Genomic DNA, 12765 nt, shown 5'->3' with positions numbered 1-12765 from the left:
AGATATATGGGAAATGAAAATAGAAAAAATAAGTGGAATAACTTGTCTTTTTTTAACTATAATTTCCTGTATGGTGTCAATATTTACAAAAAGTTACTATATGCATGCTCTGTTTGTAGGATGGCTTTGTATGCTTTTAGCATATTTTGGTTTTATCAAGCAGAGCATTATTTATTTTATGATATATAGTTTTACTACATTTTGGTTATTAAAAATGATACCTAGTGGTGTAGTTATAATTTCACCAATGCTTTTGGGAATGTTGTATAAATTCATAGTTCCAATCATGGCAGGATTTTTAACTTTTAAGATACCATCAGGAAAATTAATTTCAATATTTCACAAATTAATGTTGCCACGAAATTTTGTACTTATATTAACGGTAATTATTCGATTTGTACCAACAATTGCTGGGGAATTTAGAACAATAAAAGAAGCTATGAAAGTAAGGGGATTTACAGGTAACTTTTTTCATATTTTATCAAATCCTTTGAGGACTCTTGAATATGCTATAGTTCCTTTAATTTTTCGTTCTATAAAAGTAGGAGATGAATTATCAGCAGCAGCGATTGTTAGAGGAATTGAAAACCCAATAAAAAGGGATTCATATTATAGTAACAAGTTGTGTAAATTAGACATAATTATAATAACTACAAGCTTTGTTTTATTTATATTATGTCTTATATGAGAGGTGCATCATTGAATAATAAACTGGAAATTAGGAAATTATCTTTTTCATATAATAGCAATAAAGATGAACAGTTGAAAGATATAAATTTAGACATTAAAGATGGTGAATGTTGTGTAATTATAGGGGAGTCGGGATGTGGCAAGTCTACTTTGACAAGGGCTATAAATGGATTAATTCCAAATTTTTACGAAGGAAATTTAGATGGAGAAGTATTTATTGATGGCAAATCTATCAGAAATTTAAAATCCTGGGAAATAGCAAAGTTAGTCGGTAATGTATTTCAAGATCCTAGAAGCCAATTTTTTGCCAATGAAGTTAATGGAGAAATTGCATTTGGACCGGAAAATTTGGGATATAAGCGTGATAAAATAATAAGAAGAGTAAATGAATCAACTGAGAAAATGAATATTGATAAATTGCTAAATAATAGGATATACAATTTATCCTATGGAATTAGGCAAAAAGTAGCAATTTGTTCAGCAAGAGCCATTGAACCATCTATTTATGTATTTGATGAACCATCTGCAAATCTTGATTTACAATCAATATATAAATTTTCAAAACTTGTAATGGACTTAAAAAAAGAAGGAAAAACTATAGTAATTGTTGAGCATAGGTTATTTTATTTAAAAGGAATAGCTGATAGGTATTTATTGATACAAAATGGATCTTTAATAAATAGTTATAAAGCAGAAGAATTTGAAAAAATCAGTTCAAAAGACTTAAATGCATTGGGCTTACGCTCAATAAATCTTAATGATATTGTTGTAGATGACCACAAAGTTAAAGAAAAAGAAATTAGTAGTGACAATTCTTTTGATTTTGAGGTGAAAAATATTAGTAAAAAATATAAAAATAATTTCGTACTAAAAGATGTGTCACTTAAATTTGATAGCAATGAGACTATTGCTTTAGTAGGAATAAATGGAACAGGTAAAAGTACACTCGGTAAAATTTATTCTGGGATTCAAAATCAGACTGATGGAGAAATAAAGATAAATGGACTCAAAGCTAATAAAAAGATGAGGTTAAGCAAAGTGTGGTATATTCCTCAAGATTTAGACTCTCAATTATTTGGGGAAGATTTGATGGATGAATTATTAACTGGATTAAAAAATAGAGAAGATTATATCACGAAAGCAGAGGAACTTTTAAAAAAAGTTGGATTATTTGATATAAGAGATAAGCATCCAGCAACTTTATCAGGTGGTCAAAAACAAAGATTGGTTCTATGCGTAGCTATGTTGAGAGAAACACCTTTTATTATATTGGATGAGCCGACATCAGGGCTTGATTTCAGGAGTATGGATAAGGTGGGTAGATTAATCAAAGAGGAACAAAAAAAAGGAACAAAATTTTTGATAATTTCTCATGATATTGAATTTATAGCAAAGACGTGTGATAGACTTGTAAAACTAGAGAATGGGATAATAACAGAAGATTTTTATATTGATAATATAGGACAGCTGTTAAGAGCTATGGAGGCTAAATAATTTAGGAGGTGCTGTAATGGAAGTTTTAAAAAAGCATATAGGACAAATATTATCATCAGTTATTATAGCAGTAATTGGTGTTTTTTGTAGTGTTGTACCATATTTTGCTTTAGCTAAGATTACTCAAAATATAGCAATTAATAATACAGAATTAGAATTCTATATAAGACCAATTTTGCTTATTTTAGTTGGGTTAATAGGAAGTGTTATTTTTCATGAGATTTCAACTTTAATTTCTCACAACTTAGCATTTCGCATAATAGAGGATGAAAGAAAGAAACTTGTAAGAAAAATTAATAGATTATCAATGGGAGAAATTGAAAAACGATCTAGTGGAGAATGGACTCAGTTTATGGTAGAAACTTTGAATAAAATTGAGCAACCGATAGCTCATGTTATTCCTGAAGTAATAGCTAATCTTATAATTCCAATCGCTTTAGTAGTTATTATTTTTATTATAGATTGGAGAATTGGAATTGCAAATCTTATAACCTTACCTCTAGGGGTGTTATTTTCAATTCTAATGATGGGTGGATATGAAGAAAAATCACGAAATTATCAAGAAGCTGCAAAAAACATGAATACAACAGCTGTTGAATATATTAGAGGTATTCAAGTTATAAAGGCATTCAATAAATCTGCATCATCATATGGAAAATTTGTAGATGCTGTAAATAGTAATAGAGACAGTATGCTAAATTGGTATTTAAGTGTTTGTTTCTATATGACAGCAGCAATGGAAGTTTTACCATCAACTTTATTATTTGTTTTACCAACTTCTTTATACTTGTATATGAATGGAAGTATTGAAGTAGGCAATCTAATAATGTGTGTTTTATTATCTTATGCCTGCTACAAACCTTTGATTAAAGCTATGAGTCATATGGATACTATGGCGAATGTAAGAGTTGTAATAGATGAAATAAAAAATGTTATGGAGTTACCAGAGTTAGAACGAGGTAATGGAGAGGAAAAAATAAGATCATACGATATTAATTTTGAAAATGTATGTTTTGCCTATAATGATAAGAAAAAAGTTTTTGATAACTTATCCTTTAGTGCAAAAGAAAATAAACTTACAGCTATTGTTGGTTATTCTGGCGGTGGAAAATCCACTATTGCTAAGCTAATTGCGGGATATTGGAATATTAATAAAGGAAAAATATCCGTAGGAAATGTAAATCTTAAAGATGTTTCTCTTGAAAAGAACATGGAACTTGTAACCTATGTATCACAAGAAAATTATCTATTTAGAAAAAGTATTATAGATAATATGAGAATGGCAAATCAAAATGCTAGTATTGAAGAGATAAAAGACGCTTGTAAAAAAGCTTCTTGTCATGACTTTATTATGAGTCTTCCTAATGGATATGAAACCATAATTGGAGAATCTGGGAGCAACTTGTCTGGAGGAGAGAGACAAAGACTTACAATAGCAAGAGCTTTGCTTAAAGATAGCCCAATAGTTTTATTAGACGAAGCTACAGCATATTCTGATCCAGATAATGAAGCTGAAATTCAAAAATCTATAGATGCATTAGTTGAAAATAAAACGGTTATTATGATTGCTCATAGGCTTTCTACAATAATAGGAGCCGATAAGATCATAGTATTAAACAATGGGGAAATTGAAGCAGAAGGAACTCATAAAGAACTTCTTGGAAAAAGTGAAACATATGCAAAAATGTGGAAATCACACATAAGTTTATCAAACGATAGGGGTGAGTAAATGAAAGAATTAATTCACAAGTTATATTGGGTCGCTGGAAAAGAATCTTCCAAAATTAGCAAGATGTTTTTCTTTGAAGTATTAAAAAGTATATTTGAAGGAATATCCCTTGGAGCTACAATGTTGCTTTTACTTAAAATATTTCAAAATATATTTGAAGGAAGAAATATTACACAAGAAGACATCTATGTCGTATTTGCAATAGCTCTACTAAGTGTAGTAGGGAAAATATTATCTAGTTATATGGCTGATAGAAATAAATACATCGCAACTTACAATATGGGAGCAGAAAATAGGCTATATATAGGTGATCAGCTAAAAAAAGTGAATATGGGATATTTTAGCAGTAATCGCCTTGGAAACATTTCAGGCGGATTAACCACAGTTATAGGTGAACTTGAAACCGTAGGAGTTAATATAATAGAAACTTTATTTGTGGGAGTAATTCAAACTATAATAATGGCGATATTTATGATTCCGTTTGATATAGTTACAGGTTCTATAATTTTAGGAACTTTATTCTTAGGAATGTTATGCAATGTTATCTTTCAAAAGAAATCAGATGAGTTGACTAAAAAATTACAAGCGTTGAAAATAAATCTAAACGCATCTACTTTAGAGTATGTTAAAGGTATTAGCGTCATTAAATCGTTTGGAAAAAGTGGTGAAATGACTAAAGAATTGGACAGAGAGATTTATAAAAATAGAAGAGGCTTTATAAATGTTGAAAAAACTGTAGCACCTGCTGCTTTGATATTTCTAATTATATTTAAATTAGGGATTTGTCTTATTATATTTTCAGCTATTTATAGATTTTGTATAGGAGAAATTGATCACTATAAAGCTGTAATGCTTGTAGTGTCTAGTTTTATTGTTTTTTCTGGTTTTGAAATGGCTGGAAGTATGCAAAACGTTAGAGGAATAGCTATACAAAACTTGGATTCAATTGCTAAACTTAGGAATTTACCAACAATTTCAGAAGGCACAAGAACAAGCTTTGAAAAAGGAGATATAAATCTAAAGGACGTTGACTTCTCATATGACGAACAGAACTTATTTAACCGTTTAAATTTAGATATTCCAAAAGGTAAGACTACAGCAATTGTAGGTGGTTCTGGAAGTGGAAAAACAACACTTTGTAATTTGATAGCTAGATTTTGGGATGTAGATTCTGGAGAAATATTGATTGATGATAATAACATAAAAGATTTTAGGTATGACAATTTGTTATCTAATTTCACTTTTGTTTTTCAAGACGTCTATTTATTTGATGACACTATAAAAAATAACATTAAGTTTGGAAATCCAGAAGCTAGTGATGAGGAAGTTATTAATGTTGCTAAGCAAGCACAGTGTCATGAATTTATTATGAAGTTGTCAGATGGTTATGACACAGTTTTACAAGAGGGTGGTTCAAATTTATCTGGAGGAGAGCGTCAGAGAATATCTATAGCAAGAGCTATGCTAAAACCAAGCAGAATTGTTATTCTTGACGAAGCTACTTCAAGTGTAGATCCAGAAAATGAACAACAACTTATAACTGCTTTAAACAATTTGTTAAAAGATAAAACTGTAATTGTGATTGCACATAAACTTGAAACTATTAAAAATGCTGATCAAATTGTTGTTATGGATAAAGGAAATATTGAAAGTATTGGTAAACATAAAGAGCTTATGGAAAAATCACACATATACAAGAGCTTTATTGAGAAAAGAGAAAAAGCTACTGGTTGGAAAATTGAATAAAATTTAATAGAGGATGATTTTATGAAACAAGATATGAAAGAACAATTATTAACAAAAAGACCTATAGATTTACTTTTTCAATTATCTATCCCTGCTGTAATAGGAATGATAGTAATAGGTCTTTATCCACTAATGGATGGAATTTTTGCAGGAAATATTATAGGACAAACGGCAATGACAGCTTGTGGTGTAGCTATGCCACTTACATTTTTCAATAGTGGTGTATCTACACTCATAGGTGTAGGTTCAGCATCGGTTTTATCAAGAGCTATAGGAAAGGGCGACAAAAAAACAGTTGATAAAATTATGGGGAATTTAATCTTTTGGGTTATTCTATTCTCATCAATTATTACAATAGGCGGAATTTTACTTGCACCACATTTTTTAGATATGGTTGGAGCAAGTGGAGAAATTAAAGAATATGGTATCAGATATTTACGAGTAATTTTCATTGGCTCTTTATTTGTAAACTTTACTCAATCAGCAAACATGGTTATGCGTGGAGAAGGATTAATGAAAAAAGCAATGCTCATTATGGGGCTAGGGGCTTTTTTAAACATAATTCTTGATCCAATTCTAATGAAATTAATGGGAAAATACGCAATAGAAGGGGCTGCACTTGCAACTATTACAGCACAATTTGTTCAAGCGATAATAACACTCCATTACTTCAAATATAAAAGTAAAGCAGTAAAAATAAATAAAATCAAACCTGCTCAGGAAATAAAAAAAGAAATGTTTGGCGTAGGGTCATCTGCTATGATGATGCAAATTTTATTTATGATTCAACAAACAATGCTATATAAAATGTCATTTAAATATGGTGGAGATACAAATGCTATCTTGATGGCAGCAACACTTAGAATATATGCCTTTTCATTCATTCCACTTTGGGGAATGAGTCAAGGTTTACAACCTGTAGTTGGTACAAATTTTGGAGCGAAAAAATACGACAGAGTAAAAGAAGCTATGAAAGTATTTTCTATCGGAGGATTAGTTCTTGCATCAATATTTTGGATACCAGCATTAGCATTTTCAAAGAATATACTTTCTTTATTTGGAGTAGAAGAAAGTATTATAACTCAGGGAATAGGGAACTTTAGACTATTTTATTCTATCTTTATCCTATATGGAGTAATGGTAATGACTATAACATTCTTCCAATCAATAGGAAACGCTAAAAAAGCCGGCATAATAGTAATGCTAAGACAGTTATTTTTATTCGTACCTGCCATGATTATTTTACCAATGATATTTGGAGTTAAAGCAGTATGGTTTGCAGAACCCCTTGTAGATTTAATTATGATAATAGCTGGTGTAGTAATGATGTTTGGGGAATTAAATAGGATGGATAAAATTAGTTATAAAAATGTCAAGTTTTGATGACCTTGTATCTGTTGATAGAGAAGACCTAAAGAAAGCACTAGGCTTAGAAATAGATGATGACGGAAACTTCTATGATTCACTTGCAAAAGATCTTGATAATGACGGAATACCAGATAGGTATGACAATGATTTTAAAGATAGTGATTACTGTGAATCAACCTATGATGTAGAGGATAATCTTCAGGCAAGGGAAGAGAAACCATCAATATTGGGACAAATATCAAAATTTAAATCAGAAGAAGAAAAAGATAAAAATCAAGAAAAAAACGAAAAAGGACAAGAACGATAAAGGAGGGCGAAAGGCTCTCCTTATTTAGTACAAGGAGGAAACTATGGAATACAAAGATATTAGATAAAATTGACGATACAGAAGAAAGACTAAGGTAACTAAAAAATCAAGAAAAAAACGAAAAGGACAAGAGAGGTAGAGGAGGGCGAAAGGCTCTCCTTATTTGGTACAAGGAGGAAATTGGGAAATATAGCTGGAAAAGTAGAAAATCTTGAAAGAGAAAATGCAAATGGAGAAAAATTTAAAGTAAGTAACTTTTCTCTTGTTTCAAAAGATGAAGATGGGAATAAAGTTTATACCAATTGTTCAGCCTATGGAGATAAGACAAAAGATTTAGAGAACTTAAAGCAAGGAGATTTTGTTAAAATATTTGGACAAGTAAAAACAAGTATTGATAACAACGGAAAGGAACATAAAAATGTTCGTATTTTGTCTTCTAAGCTTTTAAAAGCAAAAGAACAAGTAAAGAGTCAAGACAAGGATAAGAAGTCCATATTAGGGCAAATAAAAAGCTTTAAGACAGACGATAAAACTAAGTCAAATAAGAAAGACCATAGCAAAGGCACAGAGAGATAAATATCGGCAGTCTTCGGACTGCCTTTATTTTTTTATATGTATATAGGTTGTATAATGACTTAATACCTTGGAACAATTAATAACTTATCAAGTCTAATATTAAAAACTGCAGATAAAACTATGAAAATTACTTATACATTAACAGAGGAGGAAGGAAATGAATAAAATTTTAGAAAGTCTCAAATACGTCTTTATAGTCATAGGTGGCTATGTAGGCTTTTATTTAGGAAGCATTGACGCTTTTATTTACACCTTACTTGCATTTATAATAGCAGATTATATAACAGGTGTTTTAAGAGCAGGAGTAGAACGAAAGCTCTCATCAAGCGTAGGATTTAAAGGAATAGCAAAGAAGATTGTTATATTTATTGTTGTTGGTATAGCAAACTTATGCGATGTAAATTTAATTAAAGGTGATGGTACTATGATAAGAACAGCCATCATCTTTTTTTATATAGCTAACGAAGGTTTATCTATATTAGAAAACACAATGGCAATAGGTCTACCTGTTCCAGAAAAACTTAGAGAAATGCTTGAGCAGCTAAAGGAGGACAAGTAAATGTCAAACAGCTCACTAATCCAAGATAAGATACTATCTCCAAATCATAGTGGAAAGAGAACTGAAAAAATATGCAAGATTGCAATACATCATGCTGCGGTAGTTATTAATGGAAGAAATTTAGCATCTCTCTTTGTATCAAAAACAAGAAAAGCCTCAGCAAATTACTGCTTAGGATCAGATGGAGTTATAGTTCTTGGAGTTGATGAGCAAAATAGAGCCTGGACTACATCTTCATCTTGGTGCGATAACAGGGCAGTAACAATTGAAGTAGGAAATTCTACATGTGCACCACAGTGGTTTGTATCTAATTATGTATTAAAAAGACTTATTGATTTGGTTACAGACATTTGTAGAAGAAATGACATTTATCCATGCACATATACTGGAGGAAAAGATGGCGTTTTACAAATGCATAAATGGTATGCAAAAACAAGCTGCCCTGGTCCATACCTTTCAAGCAAGCTTGCATTTATAGCTGACGAAGTCAATAAAAAACTAAGAGCAGACAATAATATGTCTACCGAAACATCAACAATGTACCGAGTAAGAAAATCATGGAAAGATGCAAAAAGCCAGATAGGAGCATTTAAGTATTTAGAACTTGCTAAAAGATGCGTTAATAAAAATCCACAGTATAAAGTTTTTGATGATAAGGGTGCTATTGTTTATGAGATAAAAGATGATAGTAAAACAGATAAAATTGCTAGAGAAGTCATACGAGGACTTTGGGGTACTGGAGATAATAGAAAAAGACGCTTGCTAGAAGCAGGATATGATTATTACGAGATACAGAAAAAAGTAAATGAAATAATTAAATACTGAGCAAACGAGCCAAAAGGATTAACCTCTTAGGGACAGAGAAAATAATAAAAACTTGGAAAGGAGGTAATTCTCATGTCAAATATGAAAAGAACAGGACAAACGGCACTTTATGAGCGTTTAAGTCGTGATGATGAAATGCAAGGAGAAAGCAATTCCATCACCAATCAAAAACAGCTGCTTGAAAGCTATGCGAAAAAATGGTTTTGTAAATATCTATCACTATACCGTTGATGGAGTAAGCGGAACGAACTTTGATAGAGAGGGATTTCAAAAGATGATAAAAGCAGTAGAAGAAAACAAAGTATCTACTGTGATAGTAAAAGATATGAGCAGGTTTGGCAGAGATTACCTCAAAGTAGGCTTTCACACCGAAATACTTTTCAAAGAAAATGGAGTAAGATTTATCGCCATCAATAACGGAATAGACAGCGAAAAACAATCAGAAAGCGACTTTACCCCATTTCTAAACATTATGAATGAATGGTATGCAAGAGATACCTCAAGAAAAATACAGTCTATCTTCAGAGCAAGAATGGAAGAGGGCAAAAGAGTATCTCCAAGCGTTCCATACGGCTATTATAGAAACCCTAAGAACAAACAGCAGTTACTTGTCGATAAAGAGAGTGCAAAGGTCGTAAAACGCATTTACCATCTTGTTATAGAGGGATATGGAGTAACACAGATAGCAGATATACTAACCAAAGATAAAGTCCTTATTCCATCAGCCTATGCAGAAATACACTATCCTGAAAACAACCACAGTTCCAAGAAAAGAGGAATAGAAGACCCGTATTTTTGGACACCAACCACAGTAAGCTATATCTTAGAAAAAAGAGAATATATGGGACACACCGTACTTGGGAAAACAATATGCCTTGATTATAAAACCAAAAAGCGAAGAAAGGCAAAAGAAGATGAACTCATTATCTTCAAGAACACTCATGAAGCCATCATTGACGAAGAAACATGGAACAATGCTCAACGATTAAGAAAAACAGTGAGAAGAAGTCCAAAGTATGGTGCAACCTCACACCCGTTTACAGGACTTTTAATCTGTGCAGATTGTGGAGGAAAATTAAGTTACAGAGAGCCGGCAGAACATAAAGAAAAGAAATATGATAGTGATTACTCTTTTGTATGTCAACATTACCGACACAGAAAAGGCACTTGGAGTATGCACTACATCAAAGTAAAAACAGTAAATGAAATTCTATTAAAATCAATCAAAGAAATCACAGACTTTGCCAAAGAAGAAAAGCAAGAATTTCTAAAAGTGATGAACAAATTATCCGATGAAAAAAGGGAAGAAAAGTATCAAGATGATAAAACGAAATTAGAAAAATTATCTTCAAGAAATGAAGAACTAACAACCCTTATTACAAAGCTATATGAAGACCATGCACTTGGGAAAATTCCTGTAAAACACTTTGATAGATTATTTAACACCTATGATACAGAGCAACAAGAATTAGAAAAGCAAATACAGTATTTTGAAAATGAAATAGAAAGCTATCATCAGAGAAAAGTTGACACCGATAAATTCCTAAAGATGATAGAAAAATATACCGATATTGAAGAACTCACAGTCCCAATGATAAATGAGTATATAGAAAAAGTAGTAGTCCATGAAGCAACAGGAGGAAGAAAAGGGAAAGATAGAAAACAACAAGTTGATGTTTACTTTAACTTTATAGGCAACTGTCAAGTAACACAGAAAGCTGATATAGAAAAAATGCCTTAAAAATGGTATAATATTACTAATTATTGAGATAGAAAAATTAGAAGTTATAGGACAGGTGTTTTTATGAGTGAAATTTTAGCTAAGCCATGTGTTGGAGCAATTATTACCAAAACGGAAAATAATGAAAAATATATTCTTATTCAAACAAGACAAAAAGATGATGGAAATGAAACTAATGGAATGATAGAAATACCCGCTGGTAAGGTTAGAGAATATGAAAATATTTTTTCTGCACTGTGTAGAGAAGTTTTGGAAGAAACAGGATTGAAAATAACAAAGATTTATGGGAAAAATAGTGCAGTATCAAATAGGGTTGGAGATGTTACCACTATTTCGTTTGAACCATATTGTGTTACACAAAATTTATCTGGTGCGTATTCTATTATTCTTATTACATTTTTATGCGAGGCAGAGGGGAATTTGTTAAATTACACAAATGAAACCCAAAATATTAGATGGGAAAAGATTTCGTATGTGGAAGAATTGTTAAAAGAAAAAATAGAACAAGTATTCTTTATGCATGTAAATGCTTTGAAAAAATTTTTAAACCTATAAATCTCCGTTTGTCGAAGTAAAATAATTAAATAAAAACAATAATATAGCAACTTACAAAACAGTAAATCAAATTGATTTACTGTTTTTCTTTGCTCAAAAATAGAAAGAGAGGAACACAGAAAATAAAAAACATAGAAGAAAAAATCTTAGTCCACGAACGAGATCGAAAAGGCAGTCAAATCGCCAATCAGAAAGTCGAAATCTACTTCAACTTTATCGGGAACTATGAACCGCCAAAAGAAGAATTGTCCGAAGAAGAAATGCAGAAATTAAGGGAGGAGGAAGAAAAAGAACGAGTAAGAAAAGACAGGCTTCATCAAAACTACCTCAAGCGTAAAGTAAACGGCAAGCAAAAAGAATATGAGGAGAGATATAAGGCAAGGCGAGAGGAGAAAAAACAGGAAAAGCTAAAGAGTTTGAAAAGAACAGGGATACCAGTAAGTGAGTATAGAAAAATATTTAAAAAACAAAAATGATATACAATATTTAGTTGACATTAACTATCATATAGTATATAATAAAAACAGACGACACTGTCGGTTTTTATTTGTTGAGTAGAAAAGAGGTCTTTAGCTTGAAAGAAGAAAAACAAAAAGTAGGACAAATCAAAAAAAAGAAAATTAGAGAAGCTGCAAAAAAATGTTTTTTTACAAAAGGCTTTCAAAGCACAACGATGGAAGATGTTATTACAGAGATAGGTATGAGTAGAGGGGGTGTTTATCATCATTATGCAAGTACAAATGAAATGCTTAAAGACTTAATGCTTGATGGTAATGATTACAGAAACAGCTTGATAAATGAGTATTTGGAAAATAATCGAGGCAAAGATAAATATCAGCAAATGGGTGATATTTTGGTTGATAAGTCACTGGCTGATACAGATTTGATGAGATTATATACGCTCCTTTTACAGGCAAAAAAATATAATGAGGATTTTGAAAAGTTGTATCAAGAATTGAAACTTAATACGACTAATGAGCTAAGTTTAATCGCCAAGCAGCTTGGAATTAAAGCAGATATATTTGGTGATGGTTTTTTAGTGAATTATATCAATGGATTGATATTAAGTTCAGAAATTTTAGGTGCGAGAAAGTCTTATAGCGAGCATAAACGATATATAAAAGAAACAATGATAAATTATATTGTTGATGTAGAAAAGAAAAATTAAAACAATT

Annotated in this window: 14 protein-coding genes; all 14 read left to right on the top strand. The window is 31.1% G+C overall.

Going from position 1 to position 12765, the window contains the following annotated elements; genetic code table 11:
* The first annotated feature begins 13 nt into the window (after positions 1–13).
* The 14 genes from AC1EJ0_RS05380 to AC1EJ0_RS05315 all read left to right on the top strand — a co-directional run bounded on the left by AC1EJ0_RS05380 (position 14) and on the right by AC1EJ0_RS05315 (position 12758).
* Positions 14–688 carry an energy-coupling factor transporter transmembrane component T family protein gene (locus tag AC1EJ0_RS05380; protein WP_070737632.1) on the top strand — a complete coding sequence of 225 codons (675 nt, stop codon included), beginning with the start codon at positions 14–16 and terminating at the stop codon, positions 686–688.
* Positions 689–699: 11 nt separating this feature from the next.
* Positions 700–2184: an ABC transporter ATP-binding protein gene (locus tag AC1EJ0_RS05375; protein WP_480023546.1), complete on the top strand. Its 1485-nt coding sequence runs from the start codon at positions 700–702 to the stop codon at positions 2182–2184.
* 16 nt (positions 2185–2200) lie between these two features.
* Positions 2201–3913: an ABC transporter ATP-binding protein gene (locus tag AC1EJ0_RS05370; RefSeq protein WP_480023547.1), complete on the top strand. Its 1713-nt coding sequence runs from the start codon at positions 2201–2203 to the stop codon at positions 3911–3913.
* Complete coding sequence (locus tag AC1EJ0_RS05365) at positions 3914–5659, top strand: ABC transporter ATP-binding protein (RefSeq protein ID WP_006701969.1); 1746 nt, start codon at positions 3914–3916, stop codon at positions 5657–5659.
* Positions 5660–5680: 21 nt separating this feature from the next.
* Positions 5681–7042 carry an MATE family efflux transporter gene (locus tag AC1EJ0_RS05360; RefSeq protein ID WP_480023548.1) on the top strand — a complete coding sequence of 454 codons (1362 nt, stop codon included), beginning with the start codon at positions 5681–5683 and terminating at the stop codon, positions 7040–7042.
* Positions 7029–7334 (top strand): hypothetical protein, encoded by a 306-nt coding sequence (locus AC1EJ0_RS05355; protein ID WP_480023549.1) that lies wholly within the window; start codon positions 7029–7031, stop codon positions 7332–7334. Before AC1EJ0_RS05360 ends, AC1EJ0_RS05355 begins: the two co-directional genes overlap by 14 nt.
* A gap of 180 nt (positions 7335–7514) precedes the next feature.
* The gene (locus AC1EJ0_RS05350; protein WP_480023550.1) at positions 7515–7910 is read left to right on the top strand and encodes a hypothetical protein; all 396 of its coding nucleotides are present in this window, start codon (positions 7515–7517) and stop codon (positions 7908–7910) included.
* Positions 7911–8067: 157 nt separating this feature from the next.
* Positions 8068–8469, top strand: a complete 402-nt coding sequence (locus AC1EJ0_RS05345; RefSeq protein ID WP_480021905.1) for a phage holin family protein — start codon at positions 8068–8070, stop codon at positions 8467–8469.
* Positions 8470–9294 carry an N-acetylmuramoyl-L-alanine amidase gene (locus AC1EJ0_RS05340; RefSeq protein WP_480021904.1) on the top strand — a complete coding sequence of 275 codons (825 nt, stop codon included), beginning with the start codon at positions 8470–8472 and terminating at the stop codon, positions 9292–9294. It abuts the gene before it with no gap.
* A gap of 72 nt (positions 9295–9366) precedes the next feature.
* Positions 9367–9525, top strand: a complete 159-nt coding sequence (locus AC1EJ0_RS05335; protein WP_480021903.1) for a hypothetical protein — start codon at positions 9367–9369, stop codon at positions 9523–9525.
* The gene (locus tag AC1EJ0_RS05330) at positions 9482–11035 is read left to right on the top strand and encodes a DUF4368 domain-containing protein (RefSeq protein ID WP_480023577.1); all 1554 of its coding nucleotides are present in this window, start codon (positions 9482–9484) and stop codon (positions 11033–11035) included. Before AC1EJ0_RS05335 ends, AC1EJ0_RS05330 begins: the two co-directional genes overlap by 44 nt.
* A gap of 63 nt (positions 11036–11098) precedes the next feature.
* Entirely contained in the window at positions 11099–11590 is a 492-nt protein-coding gene (locus tag AC1EJ0_RS05325) for an NUDIX hydrolase (RefSeq protein WP_215492050.1), read from the top strand.
* Positions 11591–11661: 71 nt separating this feature from the next.
* A complete protein-coding gene (locus tag AC1EJ0_RS05320) occupies positions 11662–12066 on the top strand; it encodes a DUF4368 domain-containing protein (RefSeq protein WP_480023551.1) in 405 nt (134 codons plus the stop codon).
* A gap of 98 nt (positions 12067–12164) precedes the next feature.
* Complete coding sequence (locus tag AC1EJ0_RS05315) at positions 12165–12758, top strand: TetR/AcrR family transcriptional regulator (RefSeq protein ID WP_480023552.1); 594 nt, start codon at positions 12165–12167, stop codon at positions 12756–12758.
* Positions 12759–12765: the final 7 nt, after the last annotated feature.

This window comes from Fenollaria sp. C0166D3, from assembly GCF_056590255.1.
Note: the sequence above shows the minus strand (reverse complement) of the source record. Positions and strands in the feature narration are given on the sequence as shown.

Excerpts from the sequence above, each read along its gene's own strand:
- AC1EJ0_RS05365 (WP_006701969.1), top strand. The coding sequence starts at position 3,914 with ATGAAAGAATTAATTCACAAGTTATATTGGGTCGCTGGAAAAGAATCT.
- AC1EJ0_RS05340 (WP_480021904.1), top strand. The coding sequence starts at position 8,470 with ATGTCAAACAGCTCACTAATCCAAGATAAGATACTATCTCCAAATCAT.
- AC1EJ0_RS05360 (WP_480023548.1), top strand. The coding sequence starts at position 5,681 with ATGAAACAAGATATGAAAGAACAATTATTAACAAAAAGACCTATAGAT.
- AC1EJ0_RS05335 (WP_480021903.1), top strand. The coding sequence starts at position 9,367 with ATGTCAAATATGAAAAGAACAGGACAAACGGCACTTTATGAGCGTTTA.
- AC1EJ0_RS05355 (WP_480023549.1), top strand. The coding sequence starts at position 7,029 with ATGTCAAGTTTTGATGACCTTGTATCTGTTGATAGAGAAGACCTAAAG.
- AC1EJ0_RS05380 (WP_070737632.1), top strand. The coding sequence starts at position 14 with ATGAAAATAGAAAAAATAAGTGGAATAACTTGTCTTTTTTTAACTATA.
- AC1EJ0_RS05330 (WP_480023577.1), top strand. The coding sequence starts at position 9,482 with ATGCGAAAAAATGGTTTTGTAAATATCTATCACTATACCGTTGATGGA.
- AC1EJ0_RS05345 (WP_480021905.1), top strand. The coding sequence starts at position 8,068 with ATGAATAAAATTTTAGAAAGTCTCAAATACGTCTTTATAGTCATAGGT.
- AC1EJ0_RS05325 (WP_215492050.1), top strand. The coding sequence starts at position 11,099 with ATGAGTGAAATTTTAGCTAAGCCATGTGTTGGAGCAATTATTACCAAA.
- AC1EJ0_RS05370 (WP_480023547.1), top strand. The coding sequence starts at position 2,201 with ATGGAAGTTTTAAAAAAGCATATAGGACAAATATTATCATCAGTTATT.